This window comes from Chitinimonas viridis (assembly GCF_030409555.1).
GTDB lineage: Bacteria > Pseudomonadota > Gammaproteobacteria > Burkholderiales > Chitinimonadaceae > Chitinimonas > Chitinimonas viridis.
Genome location: NZ_JAUFPU010000008.1, coordinates 222,397 through 248,616 on the forward strand (window position 1 = coordinate 222,397; position 26,220 = coordinate 248,616).

At 59.9% G+C, this 26,220-nt stretch carries 24 protein-coding genes and 1 pseudogene; 13 read left to right on the plus strand and 12 right to left on the minus strand.

From position 1 onward, the window contains the following. Window positions 1-133: 133 nt before the first annotated feature. The 4 genes from trxA to QWZ03_RS09780 all read right to left on the minus strand — a co-directional run bounded on the left by trxA (window position 134) and on the right by QWZ03_RS09780 (window position 3,454). On the minus strand, window positions 134-475 hold the full coding sequence (gene trxA / locus QWZ03_RS09765) for a thioredoxin TrxA (RefSeq protein ID WP_284196679.1): 342 nt from the start codon (window positions 473-475) through the stop codon (window positions 134-136). 409 nt (window positions 476-884) lie between these two features. After that, entirely contained in the window at window positions 885-2,249 is a 1,365-nt protein-coding gene (gene radA / locus QWZ03_RS09770) for a DNA repair protein RadA (RefSeq protein WP_290332524.1), read from the minus strand. A 12-nt stretch (window positions 2,250-2,261) separates the two neighbouring features. Continuing rightward, window positions 2,262-2,906, minus strand: coding sequence for a histidine phosphatase family protein (locus tag QWZ03_RS09775; protein ID WP_290332525.1), 645 nt, complete (start codon window positions 2,904-2,906; stop codon window positions 2,262-2,264). A gap of 5 nt (window positions 2,907-2,911) precedes the next feature. Then, window positions 2,912-3,454, minus strand: a complete 543-nt coding sequence (locus QWZ03_RS09780; protein ID WP_290332526.1) for a M15 family metallopeptidase — start codon at window positions 3,452-3,454, stop codon at window positions 2,912-2,914. 193 nt (window positions 3,455-3,647) lie between these two features. Here QWZ03_RS09780 and QWZ03_RS09785 point away from each other — a divergent pair, with 193 nt between their 5' ends. The 4 genes from QWZ03_RS09785 (at window position 3,648) to QWZ03_RS09800 (ending at window position 8,267) form a co-directional block, all read left to right on the plus strand. After that, window positions 3,648-5,078 (plus strand): aminotransferase-like domain-containing protein, encoded by a 1,431-nt coding sequence (locus QWZ03_RS09785; protein ID WP_290332528.1) that lies wholly within the window; start codon window positions 3,648-3,650, stop codon window positions 5,076-5,078. Window positions 5,079-5,270: 192 nt separating this feature from the next. Next, window positions 5,271-6,866, plus strand: a complete 1,596-nt coding sequence (locus QWZ03_RS09790) for a pseudouridine synthase (protein ID WP_290332529.1) — start codon at window positions 5,271-5,273, stop codon at window positions 6,864-6,866. A 7-nt stretch (window positions 6,867-6,873) separates the two neighbouring features. Next, window positions 6,874-7,431, plus strand: a complete 558-nt coding sequence (gene greB, locus QWZ03_RS09795; RefSeq protein ID WP_290332530.1) for a transcription elongation factor GreB — start codon at window positions 6,874-6,876, stop codon at window positions 7,429-7,431. Window positions 7,432-7,523: 92 nt separating this feature from the next. Then, the gene (locus QWZ03_RS09800; protein ID WP_290332531.1) at window positions 7,524-8,267 is read left to right on the plus strand and encodes a substrate-binding periplasmic protein; all 744 of its coding nucleotides are present in this window, start codon (window positions 7,524-7,526) and stop codon (window positions 8,265-8,267) included. An 18-nt stretch (window positions 8,268-8,285) separates the two neighbouring features. On the opposite strand, the gene QWZ03_RS09805 is transcribed toward QWZ03_RS09800, so the two are convergent. Beyond that, window positions 8,286-8,915 carry a LysE/ArgO family amino acid transporter gene (locus QWZ03_RS09805; RefSeq protein ID WP_284196671.1) on the minus strand — a complete coding sequence of 210 codons (630 nt, stop codon included), beginning with the start codon at window positions 8,913-8,915 and terminating at the stop codon, window positions 8,286-8,288. A 314-nt stretch (window positions 8,916-9,229) separates the two neighbouring features. Here QWZ03_RS09805 and QWZ03_RS09810 point away from each other — a divergent pair, with 314 nt between their 5' ends. Genes QWZ03_RS09810 through QWZ03_RS09825 form a run of 4 tightly spaced genes read left to right on the plus strand, consistent with a single transcriptional unit; the run spans window position 9,230 to window position 11,959 of the window. Then, entirely contained in the window at window positions 9,230-10,084 is an 855-nt protein-coding gene (locus QWZ03_RS09810; RefSeq protein WP_290332532.1) for a 3',5'-nucleoside bisphosphate phosphatase, read from the plus strand. Between the two features lie 18 nt (window positions 10,085-10,102). Continuing rightward, window positions 10,103-10,723 (plus strand): L-threonylcarbamoyladenylate synthase, encoded by a 621-nt coding sequence (locus QWZ03_RS09815; protein ID WP_290332534.1) that lies wholly within the window; start codon window positions 10,103-10,105, stop codon window positions 10,721-10,723. Next, the gene (locus tag QWZ03_RS09820) at window positions 10,723-11,271 is read left to right on the plus strand and encodes a CPBP family glutamic-type intramembrane protease (protein WP_290332535.1); all 549 of its coding nucleotides are present in this window, start codon (window positions 10,723-10,725) and stop codon (window positions 11,269-11,271) included. Before QWZ03_RS09815 ends, QWZ03_RS09820 begins: the two co-directional genes overlap by 1 nt. Before the next feature lie 19 nt (window positions 11,272-11,290). Then, window positions 11,291-11,959, plus strand: coding sequence for a site-2 protease family protein (locus QWZ03_RS09825; RefSeq protein ID WP_290332536.1), 669 nt, complete (start codon window positions 11,291-11,293; stop codon window positions 11,957-11,959). 75 nt (window positions 11,960-12,034) lie between these two features. Here the strand turns inward: QWZ03_RS09825 and QWZ03_RS09830 are convergent, their stop codons facing one another. The 3 genes from QWZ03_RS09830 to QWZ03_RS09840 form a co-directional block, all read right to left on the minus strand. Next, window positions 12,035-13,333 carry a tryptophan--tRNA ligase gene (locus QWZ03_RS09830; protein WP_290332537.1) on the minus strand — a complete coding sequence of 433 codons (1,299 nt, stop codon included), beginning with the start codon at window positions 13,331-13,333 and terminating at the stop codon, window positions 12,035-12,037. 119 nt (window positions 13,334-13,452) lie between these two features. Continuing rightward, on the minus strand, window positions 13,453-14,898 hold the full coding sequence (locus QWZ03_RS09835) for an AGE family epimerase/isomerase (RefSeq protein ID WP_290332539.1): 1,446 nt from the start codon (window positions 14,896-14,898) through the stop codon (window positions 13,453-13,455). Window positions 14,899-14,972: 74 nt separating this feature from the next. Next, window positions 14,973-15,833 carry a DMT family transporter gene (locus QWZ03_RS09840; protein WP_290332540.1) on the minus strand — a complete coding sequence of 287 codons (861 nt, stop codon included), beginning with the start codon at window positions 15,831-15,833 and terminating at the stop codon, window positions 14,973-14,975. Between the two features lie 120 nt (window positions 15,834-15,953). Here QWZ03_RS09840 and QWZ03_RS09845 point away from each other — a divergent pair, with 120 nt between their 5' ends. Next, a complete protein-coding gene (locus QWZ03_RS09845; protein WP_290332541.1) occupies window positions 15,954-16,739 on the plus strand; it encodes an MOSC domain-containing protein in 786 nt (261 codons plus the stop codon). A gap of 165 nt (window positions 16,740-16,904) precedes the next feature. Here QWZ03_RS09845 and QWZ03_RS09850 read toward each other — a convergent pair whose 3' ends face one another. Continuing rightward, window positions 16,905-18,509 (minus strand): GGDEF domain-containing response regulator, encoded by a 1,605-nt coding sequence (locus tag QWZ03_RS09850; protein WP_290332542.1) that lies wholly within the window; start codon window positions 18,507-18,509, stop codon window positions 16,905-16,907. A gap of 233 nt (window positions 18,510-18,742) precedes the next feature. On the opposite strand from QWZ03_RS09850, the gene QWZ03_RS20990 reads away from it, so the two are divergent. After that, window positions 18,743-19,075 (plus strand): Mov34/MPN/PAD-1 family protein, encoded by a 333-nt coding sequence (locus tag QWZ03_RS20990; protein ID WP_373322394.1) that lies wholly within the window; start codon window positions 18,743-18,745, stop codon window positions 19,073-19,075. Between the two features lie 190 nt (window positions 19,076-19,265). Here the strand turns inward: QWZ03_RS20990 and QWZ03_RS09855 are convergent, their stop codons facing one another. Beyond that, window positions 19,266-20,009 carry a hypothetical protein gene (locus tag QWZ03_RS09855; RefSeq protein WP_290332545.1) on the minus strand — a complete coding sequence of 248 codons (744 nt, stop codon included), beginning with the start codon at window positions 20,007-20,009 and terminating at the stop codon, window positions 19,266-19,268. Window positions 20,010-20,043: 34 nt separating this feature from the next. Then, window positions 20,044-20,463, minus strand: coding sequence for a hypothetical protein (locus tag QWZ03_RS09860; RefSeq protein WP_290332546.1), 420 nt, complete (start codon window positions 20,461-20,463; stop codon window positions 20,044-20,046). Between the two features lie 174 nt (window positions 20,464-20,637). On the opposite strand from QWZ03_RS09860, the gene QWZ03_RS09865 reads away from it, so the two are divergent. From QWZ03_RS09865 to QWZ03_RS09875, 3 genes and pseudogenes are all read left to right on the plus strand, one after another. Next, the gene (locus QWZ03_RS09865) at window positions 20,638-20,868 is read left to right on the plus strand and encodes a helix-turn-helix domain-containing protein (RefSeq protein ID WP_290332547.1); all 231 of its coding nucleotides are present in this window, start codon (window positions 20,638-20,640) and stop codon (window positions 20,866-20,868) included. Window positions 20,869-21,062: 194 nt separating this feature from the next. After that, window positions 21,063-21,629, plus strand: a pseudogene (locus QWZ03_RS09870) (IS3 family transposase); the annotation flags it as partial. Window positions 21,630-21,686: 57 nt separating this feature from the next. Continuing rightward, window positions 21,687-23,918, plus strand: coding sequence for a KAP family P-loop NTPase fold protein (locus QWZ03_RS09875; protein WP_290332548.1), 2,232 nt, complete (start codon window positions 21,687-21,689; stop codon window positions 23,916-23,918). A 1,224-nt stretch (window positions 23,919-25,142) separates the two neighbouring features. On the opposite strand, the gene QWZ03_RS09880 is transcribed toward QWZ03_RS09875, so the two are convergent. Further along, the gene (locus QWZ03_RS09880; protein WP_290332549.1) at window positions 25,143-26,207 is read right to left on the minus strand and encodes a hypothetical protein; all 1,065 of its coding nucleotides are present in this window, start codon (window positions 26,205-26,207) and stop codon (window positions 25,143-25,145) included. Window positions 26,208-26,220: the final 13 nt, after the last annotated feature.

Genomic DNA, 26,220 nt, shown 5'->3' on the forward strand with positions numbered 1-26,220 from the left:
GTGCTGCTGTCAATGCTGAATGCAGGTTCTCGCAACAACGCCGCTGCTTGTGTTGCACAAGTAGCGGCGTTTGAGCCAGCTTGCGGGCATTGCGGCCACCCCATCAGAACGCGGGTGGCGGCATGTGCCTCGTTCAGGCTGCGGCTTGCAGGTGGCTGTCGATAAAGGCCGTCAGTTGCGATTTGGATAGGGCGCCTACCTTGGTGGCAACCACTTCGCCGCCATTGAACAGCATCAGGGTGGGGATGCCACGGATGCCGTACTTGGGCGGGGTAGCCTGGTTCTCGTCGATATTGAGCTTGGATACCTTGAGCTTGCCGCTGTACTCGTTGGCCACCTCATCGAGGATGGGGGCGATCATCTTGCAAGGGCCACACCATTCGGCCCAGTAGTCAACCAGCACGGGGCCGGCAGCCTGCAGGACTTCGGCTTCAAAACTGGCGTCAGAGACGTGATGGATCAGTTCGCTACTCATGGATTTTCTCCGATTCATTGGACGTGGCCGGTGCGAATCCGGCGATGGCTGCATCGTACCCGATTGGGTACTCAACCGAAAAGCAACAACTGATTGATTGTTTGTATGGAGGCGATAGTGGGGCGGGTTCAGGCTGCTTCGACGGCTAGCACCGGAGCTTCGCTGGCGCCTGCTCAAGCGTCATCACCCGGCCATGAGCTGAGTTCATATTGGGCTCGACACCGAGCGCTAGCGAGGCTCCCTCCACGCACCGTGCAACGTGGACTTCCGTCGCGGCGGCGAGGGCGGGGGGGGAATCAATCAGGGGAGCGCCTGCTGGTTCAGGTTGCTTCGATGTCTAGCGCCAGGGTTTCCCCTGGCGCCAGCTCAAGCTTAATCACCCGGCTATGACCTCAGTGCACAAAGGCGCTCAAGCCTCGCGCAGGGCACCAACCGCCTGTTCCAGCCGTTCCACCGCAATGACGGTCATGCCTGCAATGGGTGCCTTGGGGGCGTTGGCCTTGGGGATGATGGCGGTGGTGAAGCCCAGTTTGGCGGCTTCCTTCAGGCGCTCCTGGCCACGCTGTACTGGCCTGACCTCGCCAGCCAGGCCCACTTCGCCAAACACCACCAGCTTGGCGGGCAGCGGCTTGTTGCGTAGCGAGGAGACGATGGCCAGCAGTACGGCCAGGTCGGCGGCGGGCTCGGCGATGCGTACCCCGCCCACGGCGTTGACGAACACATCCTGATCAAAGCAGGCCACGCCGGCGTGCCGATGCAATACCGCCAACAGCAAGGCCAGGCGGTTGTTCTCCAGGCCCACGGCCAGGCGCTTGGGGTTGGGGGCGTGTGCTTCATCCACCAAGGCCTGTATTTCTACCAGCAGGGGGCGTGTGCCTTCCTGGGTGACCAGCACGCAGGCGCCGGGTACCGGTTCGGCATGCTGCGACAGGAACAGCGCCGAGGGATTGGTCACCCCGCGCAAGCCCTTGTCGGTCATGGCAAACACACCCAATTCGTTGACGGCGCCAAAGCGGTTCTTCTGCGCGCGTATCAAACGGAAGCTGGAATGGGTATCGCCTTCGAAATACAGCACCGCATCAACGATGTGCTCCAGCACGCGCGGGCCGGCGAGGGCGCCATCCTTGGTGACATGGCCGACCAGCAGGATAGTGGTGCCACTGGTCTTGGCATGGCGAGTAAGTTGGGCGGAGCATTCGCGCACCTGTGCGACCGAGCCGGGGGCCGACTGCAGCTGCTCGCTGTAGACCGTCTGGATGGAGTCGATGACCACCATATCGGGTTTTTCGGCCGCCAGCGTCGCCAGTATGGTTTCCATATTGATCTCGGCCAGCAGGCGGACGGGGCCGGCTTCAACTGCTAGGCGGCGGGCGCGCAGGGCGATCTGCTGCGCCGACTCCTCGCCAGACACATACAACACCTTGTTGTCCTGGCCCAGGTGGGCCAGTACCTGCAAGAGCAGGGTGGACTTGCCGATGCCGGGGTCGCCACCTATCAGTACGACGGCGCCACGCACCAGGCCGCCGCCCAGCACCCGGTCAAACTCCTCGCTACCCGTGGTGGTGCGCGGGGCTTCGGCGGTTTCCACATCGTTCAGTGCCTGTACTCCGCCGCCGGCTGCCAGTGCCTGGAAGCGGCTGCTGCCAGCGCGGGGTTCGGCCACAATGGATTCGGCCAGGGTGTTCCAGGCATTGCAATGGGGGCACTGGCCTTGCCATTTGGGGTTGCTGCCACCACAGGTGGCGCAGATATACACAGTTTTGGGCTTGGCCATCGGAGGGGAATGTCAGAGTTCGTCAAAGGCTTCGGTTTCGAGGTGGGCGATGTCGCCCCATTGCTCGATATGGAAGCGGCCGCCGCCCAGGCGTACCCGGTTGATGCTGGCGTTGTGTAGGCTGTGTTCGCGTTTTTGCGATAAAGGCATGTTCATGGCAGCACGGTAGATGCAGTCGAGCACGCCGCCGTGGGCGACCACGACGACCTGCTGGCCGGCGTGCTGTTCGCCTATCTCGGCCAGGGTATCCAGTACCCGGGCGTTGAAGCCCAGCAGGCTTTCACCGCCCGGCAGGATGTGGTCGGGCTGGCGCAGCTGCCACAGGCGGAAATCCTCGGGGTGCTGGATCGCCATTTCCTCGGGCGTCAATGCCGACAGTACGCCGTAGTGGCGCTCACGCAGGCCGGTGTGCTGTGCCAGCGGCAGGTTGATCTGGTTGATGATGGCCAGTGCGGTATCGCGAGCACGGCTCAGGTCGCTGCTGAAGACGGCACTGAACGGGGAGTCCCTGTGGTCGGCACGCAGTCGCTCGGCCAGTAGCTGGGCCTGCTGGCGGCCTGTTGCATTGAGGCCGATATCGGTATGACCCTGAAAGCGGCGCTCGGTGTTCCAGGCTGTTTCGCCGTGGCGTATCAGCCAGAAAATGGTATCGGGCATGGGTATCAGATCCGGGAGTTGGCCGATGCGTGATAGCACCAGTGCCAGGGTTCGTAGGCAATGCCGGCAGGGTTGCCGCGCGGGTAGCTCATGGCAAAACCATAGCCATGGGCGTGGCCGATCAACCAGCTGAATGCGGCGCTCAGTTCAAATGTTTCTTCCAGCACGGCCTCGCCAGGGGCGGTAATGTCCAGTGCGCAGCCGGTATGGTGTTCGCTGTAGCCGGGGGCGGCGCTGACGGCCAGGATGGCTTCCATGGATAGACCTTGATCCAGCTTGCGACGTATCAGGCCAGCCTGGTAGGCCACGCTGCGGAAGGCTGAAACCAGTTGCAGCACGATACCGTCTGTCAGGGCGGCGGCCTGCATGGTGCGCCAGGCGGCTGCGGTGGCCGGCTCGGCAAACTGATCGCGTCCCAGGCAGTCCAGACCCAGCGGCACCAGCAGCCTAGCCTCTTCCTGTACGACGAGGCCGTGGCGGTAGCCATAGTCGGTGGGTATGCCGAGTTCGGTATGCAGCAGCGCGAGGGGGTGGTCAGCGGTCATCATGACGACGCAGTGTAGCGCGTGTCCCCTCGCTTGGGGGAGGGGATGCAACTGTACTGGTACTTCGCTGCCGGGCTAGCATCCGTATGGTCCGCTGGTCTAGCTGTGATAAATCGCACTGGCGCCTTGTCCTTGCTTGCAGGACAATCCCGTGACAGTGCTGGACAGTTTTGTCCGGTCAAGTCGGAGCGTGCAGATGCAACCCTTTATCGTGGATCATGACCTGGCGCAGCCACTGGTTGAGCAGATAGTCGAACAGTTTATTGCCCGTATCGGCGACAAGAGTCTGCGGGCGGGTAGCCGCCTGCCTTCTATCCGGGGCTTTGCGGCCGAGTATCATGTCTCCAAGTTCACCGTGGTGGAGGCTTACGACAGGTTGGTGGCGCTGGGGTATGTGCAGTCGCGGCGCGGGGCGGGCTTTTTTGTGGCGACCCGCATGGAGGCGCATACCCACACCCCGATACGACGCGAGCCCCCTTTGCGCCGTTGTGTGGATAGCCTGTGGCTGCTACGGCAGGATGCGCTGACCGCAGACAACGGCATACTCAAGCCTGGCTGCGGCTGGCTGCCGGCTGATTGGATGCCGCAGGCCGAACTGGAGAAGGCCTTACGCGACCTGACGCGCCGGCCCAATGCCAGGCTGACCGCCTATGGCGAGCCGTTTGGCTACCGGCCGTTGCGCCAGCAACTGACGGTACGCATGGCCGAGTTGGAGATTGAGGCAGAGCCAGAACAGATCGTGCTGACCAACGGTGCCATGCAGGCACTGGACTTGATCGCCCGCTATTTCGTCGATGAGGGCGATGCGGTGCTGGTGGATGAGCCGGGGTTCTTCAATGTGTTTGCCAACCAGAAGCTCAATGGTGCCCGGCTTTATGGTGTGCCGCGCACGCCCAATGGCCCCGATGTGGCGGTGCTGGAGGCCTTGCTGGCCGAGCACAAGCCCAAGCTGTTCATTACCAACAGTGTGTTGCACAACCCGACTGGCACCAGCCTGAACCGGGCAACGGCGTTCCGCATCCTGCAACTGGCGGAGAAATACGATCTCACCATCGTCGAGGACGACATCTACAGCGATTTCCAGACCGGCCCTGGTGAGCGCTTGGCGGCGCTTGATCAGCTCAACCGGGTGATCTACATCGGTAGTTTCTCCAAGACGCTCTCGGCCAATCTGCGAGTAGGTTTTATCGCGGCGGATGCCAAGCGGGCGCAGGATCTATGCGATCTGAAGCTGCTGACCGGGCTCTCGACTTCCGAGGCGGCGGAGCGGGTGATACATGCCATGCTGACCGAAGGGGCCTATCGCAAGCATATGGAGCGGGTAAAGAGCCATTTGAAGCAGGCTGCCGATCTGGTTTTGCCCAGACTGGAGAAGCTGGGTTTCAGCTTGTGGGCTCAGCCCAGTGGCGGCATGTTCTGCTATGCCCGTCTACCGCATGTGGAGGACACCGCGCCGCTGGCGCAGGCTGCGCTGATGGAAGGTTTGATGCAGGCGCCCGGCGTCTTGTTCTGCCCGCAAAGCGGCGCCACACCTTGGTTGCGCTTCAATGTGGCACACATGCAGGACCCCAGGGTTTGGGGCTGGCTGGAACGTGTGGCGGCAGGAGAGCCCGCTCGCGCGCTATAATGGCTGTAGTCTATACCTCAGACGGTGGCGAAAATCACCGTTCAGCACGCCGGGACCGACACTCGGCCTGCCTCGCACGCCGCTGCTGCGAGGTGGCTAGCGCCCTCAGCGGGCTGTCGCCACTTTAGGTATGTCATCTTGTCAGTAGTATGAACGGCGGGTTACACCGCCGTTGTTCATTGGAGTTCCAACATGGCCCCGCCACGCAAACCTGCCCCCAAATCCGCTGCATATGACGGCGCTCCACGTAGTGGTGGACGCGGCCGTCCACCCCAGGGGGACGCTGGTCAGGGCCGCAATGCGCCATCTGAACCCGGCCGTGGCCGCAATGCCACCGACAGCAAGCCACCACGCGGGCCGCGCAGCGCTGCCCCGGCGGGCCGTTACGAGGAGGCGCCACGCGAAGGTCGTCGTGGTGCACCGGGCGAGCCGGGACGCGGCCGTGCCGGCAGTGATGCCCAGGCCCCACGCGGGCCACGTAGTGCCGCGCCGGCCGGGCGTTATGAAGAAGCAAGCCGTGACGGTCGCCGTGGCGCACCGGCTGAGCAGGGGCGTGGCCGTGCGGGTAGCGATGCCCAGGCACCGCGCGGACCGCGCAGTGCTGCGCCGGCAGGCCGCTACGAAGAAATGCCGCGCGACGGCCGTCGTGCAGCGCCTGCAGACAGCAAGCCCCCGCGTGGTCCGCGTGGTGCGGCCCAGGCGGGGCGCAGTGCCGATCAGCGTAATCCGGAAGGGCGTACCACCACAGGTAGCCGCGTGCCTCGCAACGCGCCTGCAGCCGCAGGCGGTGACGACTTGCGCAGCCATGGCTTCGGCAGCATAGACAAACAGCGCCATCCTGGTGCCGGCCAGCCCCAGGACGCCGAGGCGCGCCGTGAGGCCCGTAAGGCCGCCGGGCGCAAGCCACCGGTCAATATCGCCGAGCTGCCGGTGGAGCCGGCCAAGAAGCTGCGCATGCGGCACGGTAGCGAGAAGCACGAGCGCCAGGCACTGGAGCTGCGCGAGAAGCGGGTGGAAGCACGCCATATCGGCGAGCTGCGGATACAGAAGGCGTTGGCCCTGTCGGGCGTGGGCTCGCGTCGTGATTGCGATGAATGGGTGTCGGCCGGACGCGTCAGCATCAACGGTGAGATCGTGCAGCCCGGCGCCCGTGTGGCACCTGGCGACCGCGTGCTGTTTGATGGCAAGCCCATACTGATCAAGTGGCCTGATCGCCTGCCCCGTATCGTGCTGTACCACAAGCAGGAGGGTGAGCTGGTCAGCCGCGATGACCCGGCCGGCCGCACGACGGTGTTCGAGCGCCTACCCAAGGTGCAAAGCTCCGCCTGGATTGCCGTGGGCCGGCTGGATTTCAATACCTCGGGTCTGCTGATCTTCACGACCTCGGGTGACCTGGCCAATCGCCTGATGCATCCCCGCTTCGAGGTTCAGCGCGAATACGCCGTGCGCATCCTGGGGCAACTGAGTGACGAGCAGAAAAAAGAGCTGGTGACGGGGATCGAGCTGGAGGATGGTACGGCCCGCTTCGAAGTGCTGGAGGATCAGGGTGGCGAAGGCATGAACCACTGGTATCGCGTCATCCTGAAGGAAGGCCGTAATCGTGAAGTGCGACGGATGTTCGAGCATTACGAACTGACGGTGTCGCGCCTGATGCGGGTCCGGTTTGGCATGCTGACGCTGCCCTCGCGGCTCAAGCGCGGCCAGTACTATGAGCTGGACGAGCCAGAGGTGCTGGCGGTGCTTAAATGGGCCGGCCTGAGCCTGACTGGCCGGGTGCCTACCCGCTGAGGCTGCCATGAACAAGGCCTTTACCAGGGAGAGTGACGGCGACGAGCACGATGCGCTACCAGAGCATCTGCAATTGCCGCACTCGACCAAGAACTACATGACGCCGGGTGGCTGGAATCGGATGCGGGTGGAGCTGCATGATCTGGTCACCAAGGAGCGGCCGGCGCTGACCCAGATGATCAACTGGGCGGCAGGAAATGGGGATCGGTCCGAGAACGGCGATTACATCTATGGCAAGAAGCGTTTGCGCGAGATAGACCGGCGCATTCGCTTTCTGACCAAGCGCATGGAAAACGCCGAAGTGGTCGACCCGGCAATGCGGGAGGCGACTGACCAGGTGTTTTTCTCGGCCACTGTGACAGTATTGCGCGGAAACGGCGAGGAGCAGACCGTCAGCATAGTGGGCGTGGATGAGCTGGATCTGGATAGGGGCCATATCAGCTGGATATCGCCACTGGCCCGCACGCTGCTGAAAGCGCGTGAAGGTGAAACCGTCGTTTTGCGTGGCCCTGCCGGCGCCGAAGAGATAGAGATACTGGAAGTACGCTACTGCGATCTGGGTTGACGGGTTCGGCATGCCTTTGGGCGCAAGCGTGACGACCTTGGTTGCGGCCTGACTATTATGTAGTCATTCTAGGGCGTGGCGGAGGGTCTTGCATGTCTGGCTTGCGTGCGTTTCTGTTGGGTTTGCTGGCGTTGTCCTGCAGCGCCGCCGACCTTGATTTGCCGATAGCCACTGGCGAGTGGCCGCCCTTTGTGTCGCAGAAACTGCCGGGCCACGGGCCGGTGGCGCAGTTGGTCAGCGCAGTCTGTGCGGAGATGCAGATCAAGCCGCGTTTCATCTTCACCAGCTGGCCCCTGGCCGAACGCATGGTGGAGCGTGGTCAGGTATTTGCTGCCTTCCCCTATACCATGACGCCGGATCGGCACCAGCGCTTTGATTTCAGTGCCAGCCTGTTTGACACCCGCAGTGTGCTGTTCTATGACAGGCAGCACTATGCCAGCCCGCCGGTGATCAACACCCTGGACGAGTTGCGCAGCTACCAGGTGGGTGCCATCTACGGTGAGTGGTATGTGGATGAACTGCAGCGGGCCAAGGTGCCGCTGGATATGGGTAATGCCTATGAGCAGTCGCTGGCCAAGCTGCTGGCAGGCCGGGTAGACCTGGTTCCCATGAGCGACCGCTTGGGCCGCTACTACATTGCCAACCACTTCGCTTCCCAGGCATCCCGCTTTGGCGCCATCAGCCACCTGCAGGCGCCGAATCCCATTACCAACCACCTGCTGGTGTCGCGCCAGTACAGCGGGGCCAAGGCCAGGCTGGCGGCTTTCAATGCTGCCATGGCAAGGCTGCAGCAGCGTGGTGAGCTGGAGGCCCTGCTCAAGGCAGCGGGGCTGTAGCCTGCACCGATTGCCCGGTCAGGCCAGGATACGGGCCGCCAGTGTCGCTGCAATACCCCACATGGTCAGGCCGATCAGCACGTCCAGCACGCGCCAGGCTGCCGGTTTGGCAAACAAAGGGGCCAGCTTGGCAGCGCCATAGGCCAGGCAGAAGAACCACACGAAGGATGCCATGATGGCGCCGAATCCAAACGATACGCGCGCGGCACCGGCAGGAAACTGGCTGCCTATGCTGCCCAGCAGGACGACAGTATCGAGATAGACATGGGGATTGAGCAGGCTGAAGCCTAGGGTGGTGACGATCACCTTTTGCCATTGCACCACGCCTTGGCCTTCTGCCGCTTGCAACTGGCCAGGCTGCAGGGCCGCACGCAGCGAACGGGCGCCGTACCAGAACAGAAATGCCGCGCCCAGGCCGGCTGCCCAGTTGGCCAGCGCCGGGTGCGCGTTGACCAAGGCGCCAGCGCCCAGTAGGCCGGCGGCGATCAGGATGGCGTCACAGGTGGCGCAGGTGAGTGCCGTCAGCAATGGGGCGGCACGCTTGAGCCCCTGCCGTAGTACAAAGGCGTTTTGGGCACCGATGGCCATGATAAGGCCGGCACCGAGGACAAAGCCCTGCAGGGCGATAGGGGCTTGAAAGCTGGACATGGGGTGGTGACCGCAGAGTGAACAACGGACAGCCTAACCGCTGTCGTATCGTGCTCCAAGCACAGCCACGCTGTGTGCAGGCTTGGCTGGGTAGGCGCAGTGACCAGTACAGTTACCTACTCCGCTTGCGTGGCGGTGATACCGGTAACAATGATCAGGCTGCCGTTAGGCTATGTATGTCGAGAATTTCCTTTTACATCAGTAACCTGTTGCAGGGTGTGATCGCCGGCAGGGTGGCTATCAGCAAACTCACCTGGGTGCTGGCGGTCTGACAGGGGTGGGCTCTGCTAAAATAATGCTTTGGAGGAAACACCATGCTGCCCGTTGACCTGCACGCACACTCGAATGTCTCGGACGGCATGCTGCCCCCTCGTGAAGTGGTGGCGCGCGCCCATGGCCGGGGGTGCAAGCTTTTTGCACTGACCGACCATGACGATGTGCGCGGCCTGGCCGATGCGGCTGCCGAAGCCGTCAGCCTGGGCATGCGCTTCGTCCCTGGGGTGGAGGTGTCGGTCAGCTGGCGCAAGCACACCTTGCATATCGTCGGGCTGGGGTTCGACCCTGCCCATCCGGCCTTGCTGGCTGGCCTGGCCAGCGTGCGCCAGGGCCGTGATGAACGCGCCGTGCGTATGGATGAAGCCCTGGCGGCAGTCGGGGTGACCGGCGTGCTGGCCGGTGCCCGCAAGTTTGCCGACAACCCTGAGATGATAGGGCGTGCTCATTTTGCCCGGCACCTGATAGAGCGCGGCCTGGCCAAGGACATGAAAGGCGTGTTCAAGAAATACCTGGCCCGCGGCAAACCCGGCTACGTCTCCCACCAATGGGCCAGCCTGGAGGATGCCGTAGGCTGGATCAGGACCGCCGGTGGGGTGGCAGTGATCGCACACCCTGGCCGCTATGAGTTCGGCAAGCAGACCATGGGCGAGCTGATAGAGGAATTCAAGGTGGCTGGCGGGGAGGGCATAGAGGTGGTGTCGGGCAGCCATAACCCGGCAGATTTCGAACGTTTTGCCCGCTTGGCGGAAATGCATGGCCTGCTGGCATCGGCCGGTACCGATTACCACGCGACCGGTGAAGGTGCGCGCGAGCCCGGTGTGCTGCCGGATATGCCGCCTGGCCCCGTACCTGTCTGGTCACGCTGGGTGGATGCCGCCGCGCTGGCAAACTGAAGGCAGATCAATCACACAATGTCCCAATTTTTCGCCATCCATCCCGACAGCCCCCAGCCCCGCCTGATCAAGCAGGCGGTGGAGATCATCCGTAGTGGTGGTTTGGTCGTCTACCCCACGGATTCCTGCTATGCCCTGGGCTGCCACCTGGGCGACAAGGATGCGCTGGAGCGCATACGCCGGATACGCCAGGTCGATGAGAAGCACCACTTTACCTTGATGTGCCGAGACCTATCAGAGTTGGGCACCTATGCCAGGGTGGACAACCGCCAGTTCCGCTATCTCAAGAGCGCCATGCCTGGCCCCTACACGGTGATATTGCAAGCCACCCGCGAGGTACCGAAGCGCGTGATGCAGGCCAAGCGTGCCACTATCGGTCTGCGGGTGCCGCAGCATCTGGTGGCGCTGGCCTTGCTGGAAGAACTGGGTGAGCCCTTGCTGACATCCACCTTGCTGCTGCCCGGTGATGAGTGGCCGCCCACGGAGGGCTGGGAAATACGCGAGCGGCTGGAGCACGAGGTGGAACTGGTAATAGATGGTGGCCATTGCGGCACCAACCCCACCACGGTGATCGACCTGCTGGAAGACCCGGTCCTGATACGGCAGGGGGCGGGCGACGCCAGCGTATTCGGCCTGTAATGACGGCAGCCAGCTTGGCCGGTATGGCACAGATGCTGGATGCCGCCTTGCAGCGCCTAGCGGGCAAGGGCTTCGTTTATTTCGTCCTTGCAGTCTACAGCCTCAGCTTGCTGGCCAAGATCGTGATAGGCCTACTGCTGTTGCAGGCGGCGCAGGCAGTGGGTCAGCCTGTCCCACTCTATCTGGGCGACGCGCAGCGCAGCCTGTTGCACCTGTTTGTACTCAGCGTCTGCCTGGCGCCCTGGCTGGAAACCCTGCTGTACCAATCGCTACCGCTATGGCTGGCCAGTCGTTTTACCAGACGTCCCCTATGGCCAGTACTGTTTAGTGCCAGTGTATTTGGCCTGCTGCATTACCATCGTTTCCTGGCTGCCGTGGTCAATGCGGCCGTGGTGGGTGTGTTCTTGGCCGCTGCCTACTGGTATCGTGCGCGCCATTCCAAGACTGGGGCCCTGCTGGCCGTGACGGCGGTGCATGCCCTGCATAATGGTCTGGCCTGGCTGGTGGCGGCGGCGCAGCGATATGGCGGGGCCACAGGTCAAATTTAGCTTAACCAACTGGTATGAAATGCAACAACTACTTGAAATACTTACGCTTTATGCCTTGCCGGTCATCTTTGCGCTGACTATTCCAGAAGCGGCACAGGCCATGGTGGCAGACTACCTGGGTGATCGTAGCGCCCGTGCCAATGGCCGGCTGACACTTAACCCCACGCCGCACATCGATCCAATTGGAACAATCGCCTTGCCGCTGGGCATGATCGCGCTGACAACGATGTCGGGCGGTGCAGTGCCGCCCTTGTTGCTAGGCTGGGCCAAGCCTTTGCCCATAGACTACGGACAACTGCGCAATCCCAAATGGGCCATGCGCTGGTTGGCTGCTGCGATTCCGGCTGCCAACCTGGCCATGGCACTGTTCTGGGCCATCCTGCTCAAGCTGGCTTTGCTGAACCCCGAGAGCTATTTCGCCGAGCCTTTGCGAAAAATGGCCGAGATCGGGGTAGTGATGAACGTGGCGTTTGGCATTCTGATGCTGATTCCCATACTGCCGTTTCCCGGTGGCCGCATTGTATTCAGCCTGCTACCTGACAAGCAGGCATTCACTTACGCCAAGCACGAGCCCTATGGCAATTGGATCGTACTCGCCCTGTTTTTCAGCGGCATCCTGAAAACCATACTTGGGCCATTGATCGGTATCGTGGTGGGTTTGATTGCGGTGGTGCTCAATCTAGTTTGATGATAGTTCGGTGTGCCCAATAAAAACGCCCTGCAAGCCAAGCTTGCAGGGCGTTTTTCATGCCAGGACTGCGTCCTATTCGGCCGACAGCAAGGACAGCGCCTCCGCGACTTCGTCCTGGCTGATGCCATCACCCAATTGCACCGGTGCTTCGGCCAGGGCCGCTGCGCCATGCTGCTTGAGCTTGCCTACCCACTGGCCGGCATCACGGCCCTGCTCAAAGCCCTCGCTTTGCAACAGCACCCGGCCATCGTGGGCCGTGAGCTTGAAGTAGAAGCGGCCGTCAGCTTCGCGATACTGCTTGAAGATGGGCAATTGTGGCTTGTTGTGGTCGCTGGCGGCTACTGGTGTGGCGATGGCCTGGAAGCGGCGCAGGCCCACTGCTTCGCGCAGTTGTACCAGTAGTGGCGTGGCCAGTGCGCGGGCCTTGCGGGCCCCTTCCTGCAACGCGGCCTCGATACGCTCCGGGTTGGCCATCAGCTCGGCATAGTGCGCGCGCTTGGGGCCGATTTCGCGCTCTATCAGTTCAAACAGCTGCTGCTTGGCATCGCCCCAGCCCAGGCCTTCGAGCAGTGCGGTGCGGAAGGCGGCTGTTTCGTCGCTGTTGGCAAAGGCCTGGTAGAGGGTAAACAGGTGGCTGTTGTCCGGGTCCTTGGCTTCGCCGGGCAGGCGCGAATCGGTGACGATGCGAGCTATGGCCTCCTTGAGGCCCTTGCTGCCACCCTCGAACAGCGGGATGGTGTTGTCGTAGCTCTTGGACATCTTGCGGCCATCCAGGCCGGGCAAGGTGGCAACCTGCTCCTCGACCACGGCTTGGGGCAGCACGAACAGCTCCTTGCCCTGGCCGAACAGGTGGTTGAAGCGCTGTCCGACATCACGCGCCATCTCGATATGCTGGACCTGATCGCGGCCTACCGGCACATGGGTGGCGTTGAACATCAGGATGTCGGCCGCCATCAGGATGGGATAGCTGAACAGGCCCATGGTCACGCCGGCGTCGGGCTCTTCACCGGCTGCTTCGTTGGCGTCGGTCGAGGCCTTGTAAGCGTGGGCGCGGTTCATCAGGCCCTTGGCCGTGACGCAGGTCAGCAGCCAGGTGAGCTCGGGTATCTCGGGAATATCGCTCTGGCGATAGAACACCACGCGCTCGGTATCGAGCCCGGCGGCCAGCCAGGTGGCAGCCAGCTCCAGGCGCGAGCGTTCGATGCGGCGTGGGTCGTCGCACTTGATCAGGGCGTGGTAGTCGGCCAGGAAGAAGAAGCTTTCGTTGCCAGCCACTAGGCTGGCGGCAATGGCCGGGCGTATGGCGCCGACATAGTTGCCCAGGTGGGGCGTGCCGGTGGTGGTGATACCGGTCAGTACGCGTTGTTTCATGGTGGGGGATCCTCGGGCTGCTGTGCAGGCAGGAGTCTAGCGGGGATATACGGCCAGGGATACCCGCAGGCAGGCAAAAGCGCTACGCAGCGCCCTTGCCTGACCGTCACGGGGAGAGATCAGCGCTTGTAGCGATCCAGCTTGATGCTGACCTTCTGGATGGTGGTGCCCTCGACCTGCAGCTTCTCTACCGACAGGGTATGGCCTTCAAAGGTGTAGGGCTTGAAGCGTGCGGCGACCCGGGTGGCGGGTGTGGCGTAGTAGAGCGTGGCGGGCTGGTCTGCCAGGGCCTGGCTGGCCAGGTAGTTCACCAGTGCGTGCTCCATGGAGTGAAAGCCGTTCTTCCAGTGATGCTGCCGCAGCTGTGGCCGGGCATTGCCGTCGGCCGATACACTGCCCCACACCTCGCCACCCGGTGCTGCCACAAAATGCTTCAGCCACCACTGCCCTGCTGCCTGCCAGCGGCTGGGGTCGTCTCCCTCCTGTACGGCCAGCGTGGCGGCAGCCTGGTCCAGCTCGGCGTAGATCCACCAGCTCTTGTGCGGCACCGCGCTACCGTCCTGCCGCCATCTCTCTCCCCAGCTGCTGCTGTCCTGCAGCCAGGCGGCATCCAGCGTCTTGCGCATGCCATCACGGGCTAGCCTGGCCAGCTCCACGTCCTGATTCTGGCGGGCCGCCAGATAGAGCATCCAGTAGGCTTTTACGGTGTGGCCAAAGTCATTGTGGCGGCCATCGGCGCTGTCGCTGTCCGGCAGGCCGCGGGTGCCCCAGAAGCGGCCACGGTCGGCATCATGGAAGCGCTTGACCATGGCGCCAGACAACTTGCCGATATCCTCCTGCCAGCGGCGTTTCAGCGGCCCTTCAGGCAGGATGGGGGTGACCAGGATCAGGTAGGCATTGAGCTGATCCAGCGTCGCCACCAGTTCTTCGCGCTGGGCATCGCCATTGCCGCCGTCCTTGGCCTGCCAGCGTATCAAGCCGGTCTTGGGGTCCTGATGGGTGAAGATGTGCTGCTTGAGCTTGATCAGGTCGGACAGTACCAGTGGGTCGCGGGTGAGGTAGTACACCGCTGCCATGCCCAGGCCTGCGTACGATAGATCCTGTGCGTTGCGCATGCCTATGGCCGGTTGCGGCTTGCCATTCTCGAACCAGCTGGCTGCACTGCCGGTGCGTTTGTCGAGGGCGCGGGCACGCAGGTCGGCCACCCCGGCCTGGGCCAGCTTGAGCAGCTTGATGTCGCCGGTCAGGTGGAAGCCCATGGCATAGGTGTAGATCTGGCGCGACTGCATGCGGACATAGTCGCGCTTGAGCTCGCTCTTGATCCAGTCTGGTGCTTGTGCCAGCTCGTGGCAGGGGGCTGCGGCTAGATAGACACTGCCGTCATTGCAGCGGAAGGTGGGAAACCGGCCCAGTGGTTCGCCTTGTGCGGCGGCTTGGGTCCACCAGGGCAGCAGGTCTTCCTGGGCATGCTGGCGCCAGCGCTGGCCGGCGTCTTCTTCGGCCTGGGCGCCTGCCATGGTGGCAAGGGCGAGCAGGGCGGCGATAAGGGTGTGGCGTAGTGTCATGGGCGATCCGACCCGAAGGGGTGTTGGGGGTTCCGCGCAGGTGCGGCAAATCTGTTGGGCTGGTTGCAGGCGTATCAGTGCGTCTGGCGCTTGGCCAGCCAGACACCGAGTACGATGACCACGGCGCCACTGACCTGCAGGGGCGAAATGGCCTCTGCAAACAGCAGCCAGGCGGCCAGTGTGGCGACCAGTGGCTGGAACATCAAGCCCAGGGCCGAGACATGGGTGGGCAGATGGCCCAGGCCGTAGGCGATCAAGCTCTGCCCACCCACCTGGGTGATCAGCGCCAGCGCCACCAGTACCGACCAGGCATGCCAGCCGCTGGGCCAGATAGCCTCGCCCCGAAACAGGGCTATGGCGAGCATGACCATGGCGCTGATGGCGCTGCTGATGGCCATCAAGCGCATGACGGGCATGTCCTGCCTGACCAGCTTGAGTACCAGCAGGTAGCCACAGTAAAACACCGCCGCCAGGGTGGCCAGCAGGTCGCCCCGGAAACGCGTAGGTGCCAGGGCGAAGTTTTCACCGGTCAATAACAGCACGCCGACGAGGGTGACTATAAAACTCAGGCTGAAGCCGGCTGCGATAGGCTCTTTCCATATCAGCCAGCCTACCAGGGGTACGCAAAACACCGGCACGCAATTGGTCAGCAAGGTGGCGTTGGCGACGGTGGTGATATGTAGCGACAGATGCCAGACCGTGAGATCAAGTGCAAAGAATGCCCCGATGGCGAGCAGGGCCAAAGCACGGCGACGGTTGATGGGCGGGGCGGGCGTATGCAGGCTGAGCAGCCATAGCACGGGTGTGGCCAGCAGCAGCCGCCAGAAGCCGGTGGCAACCGGGCCGATGTCGGACAGCCGCACGAAAATGCCGGCAAAGCCTATACAGGCGGCACCGGCCAGCAGGGCGGGGAATGCGAAACGCGTGGGTGACATCAGCGACCAGCGGGACAAAGTGAACCGGGGGACGATTCTAGCTGCAGCGGAGGTGGCATTTGTTCTATATTGCTGGCCGGCCCCTGACGGCCGCGTCTAGTTCAATACGGAGTGCTGCTGATGCGACTCGCTGAAATCCATATCCATCCCCTCAAGTCATGCCGATCCAACCTGGTGTCGTCGGCCTTGGTCGAGGCCATGGGCCTGCAGCATGACAGACGCTGGATGCTGGTCAGCGACCGTGAGGGCTTCCTCACCGGACGGCAGTATCCACGCATGGTGCTGATTACGGCGAGCATGGATGACCGCGGTGTGACCTTCGATGCGCCGGGTATGGACAGCCTGCGGGTGGAGATCGCCGATATGCGAGAGTGGCAGGGCGTGACGGTGTGGCAAAGCGGAGAATTTGCCGCGCAGGTAGGTAGTGATGAGGCGGATTTCTGGTTTTCTGATTTTCTCGGCGCCAACTGCAGGCTGGTCTATACCGGTGCGGACAGCACTCGCCGTACCCGCAGGGATCCGGAGGTACCCGTCAGTTTTGCGGACGGTTATCCCGTACTGCTGATAGGCACGGCTTCTTTGGAGGAGCTGAATGGCAGGCTGGTTCAGCCAGTCAGCATGCGGCATTTCCGACCCAATCTGGTCGTGGAAACCAGTGTGCCGTTTATTGAAGACAGCTGGCGGCACATACGGATAGGCGGCGTGGTGTTCGAGAACCTCAAACCCTGCTCACGCTGCCTGTTTACCACGGTAGATCCGGATACCGCCACGCCAGCGGCGGATCGCCAGCCGCTGGAAACCCTCAATAACTATCGCCGCACCGAGGATGGAACGATGTTCGGCGTCAATCTGGTGGCACGCAGCCTGGGTAGACTGCAGTTGGGCGATGCGGTGGAGCTGGTCTAAGCACCGCTGACAAAGCTCTTCGGACATTGTTTTGCGGGTTTGCCGTACCCGCGTACTGTCTTCCGTGGCCTTTACTCTCACACACTAGCCAGAATCGCTACGCTGGGTTTTGTAAGCGGTTATCAATAGCGGCCAACACAGTTAGGGGCCGACTTGCTGGAGCGGTCAGGCGTGGATTACCACACGATCCCGTCCCGCGCGCTTGGCTTCGTAGAGTGCCTCGTCGGCATCCTTCACCAGGGCCTCGCCGCTGGGTATGGTGGGGAACTGCGACACGCCGCTGGAGAAGGTGGTATTGAACCAGGTCTCGTTGAAAGGATGCTTGATCTGGCCAAAGTCGCGGCGTATGCGATCCAGTATCTGGAAGGCCTGGGAGGCATTGGCGCCAGGCAGGGCGACCAGGAACTCCTCGCCACCGTAACGGCCGACGATGTCGGTCTTGCGCAGGCGCTGTTTCAGCAACCACGCCAGGCTACGTATGATCTGGTCGCCGACTGGGTGGCCGTAGCTATCGTTGACCTTCTTGAAGTGGTCGATATCTATCATCGCGACCGCCAGGGCCTCGTGCTCGTTGGCGGCGGCATTCACGGCCGCATCCAGGCGCTGTTTGGAACTGGTATGGTTTAGCAGGCCGGTCAGGCTGTCGTGGAACATGGAGCGGCGCAGCAGCCGGTAGCGCTCTATCTTGCTCTTGACGATGGCGTTGAGTATGACCGGGTTGAACGGCTTGGTCAGGAAGTGGTCGCCGCCCAGGCGCAGCGCATCGACCTGCAGGCCCACGTCGGTCTCGCCCGACAGGTAGACGATGGGCACAGACAGGAATTCCGGATGCTGGCGTATGACGCGCGCGGCTTCGACGCCTGTGCAGCCGGGCATATACATGTCCATCAGGATCAAGTCTGGCTGGTAACGCTTGAGCGCATTCAGCACCTCGCGCGGCTGGGCGATGGCCTGGCTTTCTATGCCGTTTTCAGCCAGGGTGCGCTGTATCAGCTTGCTGGCGGTCAGCGAGTCCTCCACCACCAGCACCCGGTAGGCTTCTTCTTCTTCACTGGCATGCAACTCTATGATCTTGGCCATGATGGCCGGTAAGGGGGTGCCGCGGGCAAAGCAGAAGTCGCAGCCGGCGCCCAGTGCGGCCTGCATGCTGCTGAAGTCGGCATCGATATTGAGCCCCAGCAGATTGCTGGCGGCAAAGCGGGTGCGCAGCTTCTGCATGTGCTGGCTGGCGATGCCGATGGCGATGCCCGTCATGTCCAGCAGCAGGGTGGTCGGTTCATCGTCATTGGCCGGCAGCTTGGTCCAGTTGTATCCCTCGGCCTTGATGCCGAAATAGCCCAACTGCGAGATCAGGTCGCGCCAGGTATCGAGGTCGTCGCCAATGAACCAGACCCGCCGGCCCGGCGAGAGATCGGCAGCGGGTTCGCTATCGTGACCGGCGCGTCGGTCCTCTATGGGGCGGGTACTGTGCTCGATAAAACTGGCGGCACGGGCACACAGGCCCTCCACGCGGCTCTCCAGCTCTTGTAGTGCGCCATCGGCAATCGGATGGGTGTGCTCGTCACCAAACAAGGCCAGCGATTGCTGCTCGATATCGCGGGCGATCTGGTGCAGGCCGGACAAGCCCTTGGCATGCAGGAATTCGGCAAAGCTGGAGAGGATGACCGCGAACTCGACGAACTGCTCGAAACGCGGGGTAGCCCGATAGGCGCCCCAGGTGGCGCGCATGGCTTCGTACTTCTTTTGCAGTTCGGCAGGGGGGCAGGACATCAAGGGTTCTCGAGCCAGGGTGTGTTCAACAACTAGTCTAATACAGGCGCTGTATAAGGTCTAAAAGCTTCGTGCATAGGCCAGGAGTGCCAGTAACGCTATGGAGTAGCTGAAGCCGATTCACCCGACCCTCCAAATGGGGATAACCCCGGACTCTAAAGCTGAGTGCTACTAAGTTCGGGGGACGTCGGTTTAGGCAGCTTCGCCCGTCGGACGCCTAGTCAGGCGGAATTTTGCTCGGGTACCGACGCACGCCACACTTACATGTGGCCGAGGCCACTTTCCCGGTCGCTGGCGACATTCGAACTCGGTATGGCTTTCATCGCTTTGCCCGCCATCACCAGTTGGTGGCCCTAAATCGTTGGCAAGATACCGACGGGATGCTGGACTATGTCGGTGAATGGCATACGCACCCGGAAGATCACCCCGCTCCTTCGAATGTTGATCGATCTCACTGGCGCCAAATCTCCGAACGAAGTGAGCGGCCAATGCTGTTCCTAATTGTGGGTAGGGTTACAGACTGGGTTGGTCTAGGCCATGGCAATCGAATAGACACGGTTTTTTGAGCTCCATCGCAAGTTCCTGCCCTGCTGATCATCTTTGGCTAGCCGCTTAGCCGACCTGGCCAGGATCGAAACCAGTCTTACCAACTAGGTGGATGAATCGTCCTTCATCCCGTCGATCGTGCCGAGCATTTCCTCGTCGACTAGAGGAATAGACACCGCACTGAAGTAAGGCAACTGAGAAAAAAGGCGCCTATTCGCACACGCGCCAGCTCTGCTTGGGCTCCCAGGTAAGGTATTGGCTGAACCCACCGGTGAGCATGCCTGCCACATAGCGCGCTGACACCAACACCTTGATCTTGTCCTGGTTCGCATCCTCGACGAAGCCCACGAGCTTCACGGGCGGTGCATCGCGGCACACCTTGGTACCGCGCTCGCCGATCCGAGCTTGTTTTTCCGCGAACTGGCGTTGCGTTTCAGCTAAGCGTCGAGCCGACTCCACCGGAGTTTGGTAGCCCGCTTGGGCCAATCGCAGCCGGTATTCCTCGCTCACCATACCGGGAGCGGGCTCGATGACCTCGATCGTGAAGTCTCCAGCATCGCCGCCTTCCTTGGCCATGAACAGAACCGGAAATTCCTTACTGCTATTGATACAGTACGTGCCAATCCAGGTCCCGCCTCGCGCGTTACAGATTTGCCTCAGCCCATGTCTCAACATGATGGGCTTGGCGCTACGCAGGGGTGCAATGGGCCAACTCATCCAAAGATAGGTATAGCTGTCGAATTGCCTATAACGCGTCGGCCGGCCGGGGGCATCCAAGTCGATAAACGATGCCGAGAGCTTGCGGAACTCGCGCACGTAGCCGACCACCGATGTAGATTCGTCGACAGGAATGCTCGGCGGCGTACTCGCACACGACGCCACGAGCAGGGGGAGGCAAAGGAACGCGAATAGCCGTTCGTTGCAACGGCTAGCGGTAGCAAGTGACAGTTTCATGTGGGCTTTCGACGATGCGCCGTAATGGGCAGGGTTAGAGGCAAGGAATCCATTGGTAGCGATCAACCTTGGTTCGGTCGTCGCTCTTCATTACGTACTGACGGCCAGATGCCACCTCAAAGCGCACTGCGGGCTGCGCCCTTGGCTTGAGCGGATGCTGACCGCGTGAAATCCCAACCAGGCGTTCAAGCCGCCAGCCTGATTGCTCATTGAGCCACCCCGGGCTCAGCAGCTGGGCATCCAAGGCATCCAGGCTTTGGCCGCTTGTCCGCACCAACTCGTCCAGCTGCTCGATGTAGGCAAGCAGCTTGGTCTCAACGTAGTGCTCACCATCCTCCAAAGCCATCTTTGGGCTGACGAGGAAGAAAGGCATCTGCACGGGCATCGCCACTTCGGCGCAGCTCCGGTCTTGGGTCTGGTCGTCGTTTTGTGCTGGAGATGGAATCAGGAACATAAGGAAGGCTCTCTTCGGCTACTAGTCGTGGGTGGATTGCGTCAAATCGCCATCCTTCCACGAACAAAAGTCACTTTTAGTTATCATTATTGCAACTATTCCGAGTGGAAGGCAATGGCGCGCCGCTAGATGCTTGTGCCCATGGCAACAACATCTGACTCCCCGACCCCGCGTATGATCTTCGCGCGCAACCTCCGCCGGGCGCGCCGACTCCAGGAAATGTCTCAAGAGGCGCTTGGCTTGGCGGCCGGACTAAGCAGAACCTACGTGTCGGAAGTTGAGCGTGGTGCACGCAACGTGTCGATCGACAATATGGGCGCGCTTGCGAAAGCATTGGGTGTCCCGCTGAAGCATTTGGTCGATGCCGACATGTTCAATGCAGTGGAGATGTTGCCCAAGGAATGATGAGGGTTCTTGGATGGTTGGACAGCACTGGCTGCGGAGGTGGATCGCAATCATGGGCTGCTGTTACTGGTCTCTGTGCGAGCGGAAGACTGATATCCACTATTACATAACCGGCACGCTGCTCAGATCAAGGTGCTTTGACGATGCTCTAGCTGAGCGGGTGTGGCGGGAGCTACGAGAACGGGGACACGACACCCTGCCTGCGGGATCGGGTGAATCGCCAGTTCAAGGCGGATCGGCCCAATCAGCTCTGGGTCTCGGACTTCACCTACTTCTCAACCTGGCAAGGCTGGCAGTACGTGGCCTTCGTGATTGATGTGTTCGCCCGTCGCATCGTGGGCTGGTGAGTGAGTAGCTCGATGGATACCGATTTCGTGCTTGATGCCCTGGAACAGGCGCTCTGGGCAGGACAACCCGAGCGGGAGGATGCTTTGATCCAGCACTCCGACCGAGGGGTTCAGTACGTCTCCATTCGCTACAGCGAGCGACTTGCGGAGGCGGGCATTGAGCCGTCAGTGGGCAGTAAAGGAGACAGCTACGACAACGCCCTGGCCGAGACGATCAATGGCTTGTACAAGGCGGAATTGATCCATCGGCGTGCCCCCCGGAAGACCAAGGCGTCACCGGAAACCACGACGCTGGAGTGGGTGTCCTGGTTCAATCATCAGCGGCTGCTGGCCCCAATCGGGTATATCCCGCCCGCAGAAGCTGAGGCAAACTACTATCGGCAACACGCCAATCAGGCAACCGTACCAGCCTGACTTAAACCAAACAGCCTCCACGGAAGTCGGGGCGGTTCAATAATGGTTGGAGTGAGTATGTTTAGCTGGCTTAAATCATGGAAAAAGGCAAAGACTTCACATGAGTCCCCAAGTGCTCTCAAACAGCTTGTAAGCACCAAGCCAGCTGATAACGCGGCATCCTCTCCTCCCCCTAAACAATTTGCCTCTGATGAACCTATTTCTGGCGCCGATCAGGATCGTTTTAATCGCGCGCCATTTGCCTCACGAATCGCCGACACAATTGCTCGCAGACCGGATCCATCAAGCTTGGTGGTCGGCGTCTTCGGGCCGTGGGGCGATGGCAAGACCTCTGTTCTGAAGATGATGGAGGAGGAGCTGCGACGCCATGATCATGTAGTTGTCTTGCATTTCAACCCGTGGCACTTTCAGTCTGAAGATCAGCTGATCCGAGGCTTCTTTTTAGCCCTAGCAGATGGCCTTGACAGAGAACTTAGCAACCGCCAAGAGAAGATTGGCGAGGCCCTAAAGAACTACGGCTCACTCCTTGCAGTGGTTCCGTTGGTAAGTGGCGCTGCTGACGCAGCGGCTGGCATTGGAGAAACTATGTCCAATGTCAATCTAGACGAGCTCCGATCACGCATTGAAAACTTTCTGGCAGGTAGTGGAAAACGTGTCGTTGTCTTGGTTGATGATATCGACCGCCTCGACAGAAGCGAGACTCACTCAATATTTAAATTGGTGAAACTTTCCGCTGACTTCAAGCACACTTCTTATGTTCTTGCATTTGATGATGAGGTGGTTGCCGCCGCGCTTGGTGAGCGGTATGGCTCAGGTGGTCAGCAAGCGGGCCGAGCATTCTTAGAAAAGATTATCCAGGTACCTCTGCATTTACCACCAGCCGATACAGCCAGCCTCCGTATACTAACCTTTGAAGGGGTAGAGGCCGCACTATCCATGGCAGGGATTGAGCTTAAGAAAGCACAAGCTGACGCCTTTGCTCGTCACTTTGTTGACGGCCTGGAACCAAGACTAAGTACACCGCGTGCTGCCAAGTTATACACCAATGCACTGATGTTCGCCCTACCTTTACTAAAAGGGGAAGTCAACGTCATGAACTTGATGCTGATTGAGGGAATTCGGATCCTCTACCCAGCACTATACGCGGCGATCAGAGACAATCCTTCGATTTTTCTTGAGTCTCAGCGCGAAAATAGGAGCGATGCCTTCAAGTCAGAACCAACTCCGTTTGATGAGCTGGTGGCTAAAGCCTTACCAAGCCTTACAAGCGCTGAACGCGAAATAGTCAAAGATCGCCTCCTTTACCCGCTATTCCCTAGGACTGGTCGCATGCAATATGGGGGAGAGTGGGATAATATCTGGTCCCGAGAGCAAAGTATCTGCGTAGCGAGGTACTTCAAAAGATACTTCGCATATTGTGTGCCAAATGGCGATGTATCAGACGCTAGCGTAAACGCATTGTTAGAAGATGTGGTAAAGGCCCAAGATCAGGAAAAACGGGCATTGATTGAAGAGTTCAGCAGAAAACGATCTGTAGGTCAGCTTGTCACTGTATTAAGGCAACGGTCAGAGCAATTGACGCCTGAGAGTGCAGGCCCACTCTTGAGAGCCATTACGCTTAGCGGGGCGTTCTTCCCAAAAGAGCGAGGTCTATCGATACTCACTACTAGAATGCATGCAGCCATTTTGGTTAAGCAACTTCTAAAGCAAATTCCTGCCGGACCAGCTCGTTGGACTGCCGCAGAGCGAGTCCTCCAGGACGCCACACCCCTACCATTCGCTGTTGAATGCCTTCAGTGGTTACGCCACGACACTGAAAATAATTCCGATAGGAATATCTTAGAAGCTGATGAGCATCCTCGGATGCTGAGCATCGTTGCACAACGGGTTGCAAAGGCCCACACCGAGCACCCTTCGTATATTGAGTTTGGGGACGATAGCCCATCATTGATATGGGTTTGGAACAATGTGGATTCGGAGGGGGCCAGAGCTACTATGCGGCACCGGTTCGATCTACACCCAGAAGAAGTAGATGCCTATTTGGATTGTTATGTTGGCGAAGGCTGGGAAATAGAAAGTGGCTTACCGATTCGTGACACTCTTAGACAAATGGAATTCAATGAAATTGACCGTATTGTCGGTGCAGACTACGTGATGGCTAATCTAACCAAGCGTTATGGTGAGGACCTTGGCAACACCGATGAATACCTTTCTATGGAAGGTTCCGAAGCCTGGAGAATGGCGCATAAATTTGCTCATATATATCGGCATGTTCAGTGCAGAACTTAGTGCGTCGTTCGGACCTTATCTATTTCCTACACTCGATGTTCAATCGACGAAAAGCACATAGGGCTGCAGCATTACAATGCTGCGACATCCATCCGAGCTGGAAAACGGTCGCATCGTTGCTCAATAGAGGCCTCCGGGATCAAGTCAGGGTCTAACTAGCCGGACGAAATAGGCTAACGGCGACATGCCGGACCGTGTACTTCGGCGGGCCCTTACCTATGCGCTCGTGAACAAATTTGCTCATGAAGGCAAGCCCAGGCCTTTTATCGCAATCATGGACCTCTAGATCTTCGAAGTCCGATGCACAACCTTCCAGTTCAGTTCGCCACTCCTTAAAGCGCTCAGCACACCTAGATTTTTGAAAATAGACAAGCAGCCCTCCGCAGTTGTGGCCAGGAGTAGCGCGGGCGTATCGATCAGTAAGCTGCTTGAGTCCACCCAAGATATATTTGGGGCCGTTATCCAACTTAGCCTCTCCGAGCCAAGTGAAGCGCCTATCGCTTGACTCCACATGGATATCAACGTGGCCCCCCTCGTCTTTATCGTGGCAAGCAAAGTAACCTTTCGTTGAAAGCAAACGAACAAGATGACGGTTCAGGAAATCTTCGCTTTGGCCACCTAGATCTTTTGCGTCCGCTTCCATGGACCCAATCAGGATATCGAGGTCTGAGTAAAGAACATCTATGAAATCGTCATAATCTCTAGGTTCCCCACGTCGTAGTTGGGCCAGAAGCTCCGATTTCCCATGTACCTCAAGAAGATCCCTCAAGCTTGTCACGCTATGAGTTCTCTTTCTGTACCATCCTCTTCGCCGAGTCGGTAACAATATAAAAGACCTTTACATGGTCCAGAAAGTTTGCGACTTCCTCACCCGTGCATGGGTTGACAAGCATATTTCTCTCGATCGCCTCCCTAACTTGCGCACTTGTAAGCTCACAAACGGGCTCTTCTAGAACTTCGTCAGCTACACATGCTGGCCAAAGTTGGAAACGCTTCTCAAGTATCTTAAGAGGATCTGCGCTGAGGAAATTCAGAGCGATCGAAATCGATTGCTGCCGCTCTCTGTTCGCCTGCCACCCAAGTGCACAAGCAACGGTGCCTAGCGTCACCATGTCGAAGTGCCGGCCCAGACGGGAAAGTCTATCGAAGACATACGAGCACACTACTTCCTCCGGCTGACCCGGATGAAAAATTTCATGCACTCTGGCGATGGCGCCTGTCAGGTCACGCTCTGTCATCTGATAGATGGCGTACTACGCGGTCGATACACGCTCGCGTTACAGCCTCCGAATGAGCATTCTTCAGTATAAGGTAGTCTAGCCTCGGCATTGGATTTCCTAGTTGCCGGATACTACCAGGGAGGATGACCTCACCAGGAACTCCGTGCTCGGCAGACCAGCGTATTGCTATGCGGAACGGCGTAAGTGCTCCTTGAATTGCGGCGCTCCCCCCCACATGGAAAGGTTCATCACGAAGATCGGAACCCTGCCTACGCATTTTTTCATGCTTCGCTGATCCCGTCTCTGTCGTGAAGCCAAGCTCAACGACAATTCCTTCACTTTCTGCGTTGTACATCGATCGGATAGCTGGAAAGAAGTTCACCGGTAGAGGCAGCGAGCTAGGATTGTTTGGCACCATCAACAGATGGTCCAAGGCTACTCGAACCTGATTCATCGAACCGCTGGTGTCTACGCCGGTTTTCTCCTCAACGCGAACCTCCACTATGCGGTTCGTCAAATCAAAACGCACTACTTCATAGCACTGAATGTAACGCCGGCGGATGAAAACAAACTCGTCATAGTCTTGCCAGCCGAACTGCTGTACTGCAGCGTTACCGATCTCGTCCCGGGTCCGAGGTTCTCGGTCTTCCTGTATGCGCCGCGTACAGAAAACCAGCGACACAACATCGTCCACACGGGAAACCTCACAAAGAACCAAGCCATCGGGAACAGTTGCGAGCTGGTCTTGCTCCAGCGGAGCTGGATACGAATCCATGTAGATAGAGTCTTGCTGGGTGTGTATAGCTTCCAGAAGAGGCCTGAAACGTGAAATGTCCTCTACCGTAAGGGCGTACAGTTGTACAGCACGCTCGCCTACTGGAAGGGCCTCACGGAAGATTTGCGCAAGCAGTTCATCAATCCGCTCAGGGTCATGCCGATGAAGGTCAGTAAATTTATCTTCTAACTTGTCCCAGCCTTGGGCCGTGGGTAGCTCAAGACGACTGCAGTATTCTTGCATTACAGGAAAAGGCAGCCGCGAGCGCAAATGAAAAAAATAATCCAATGTCATTCTCGATGGTTTG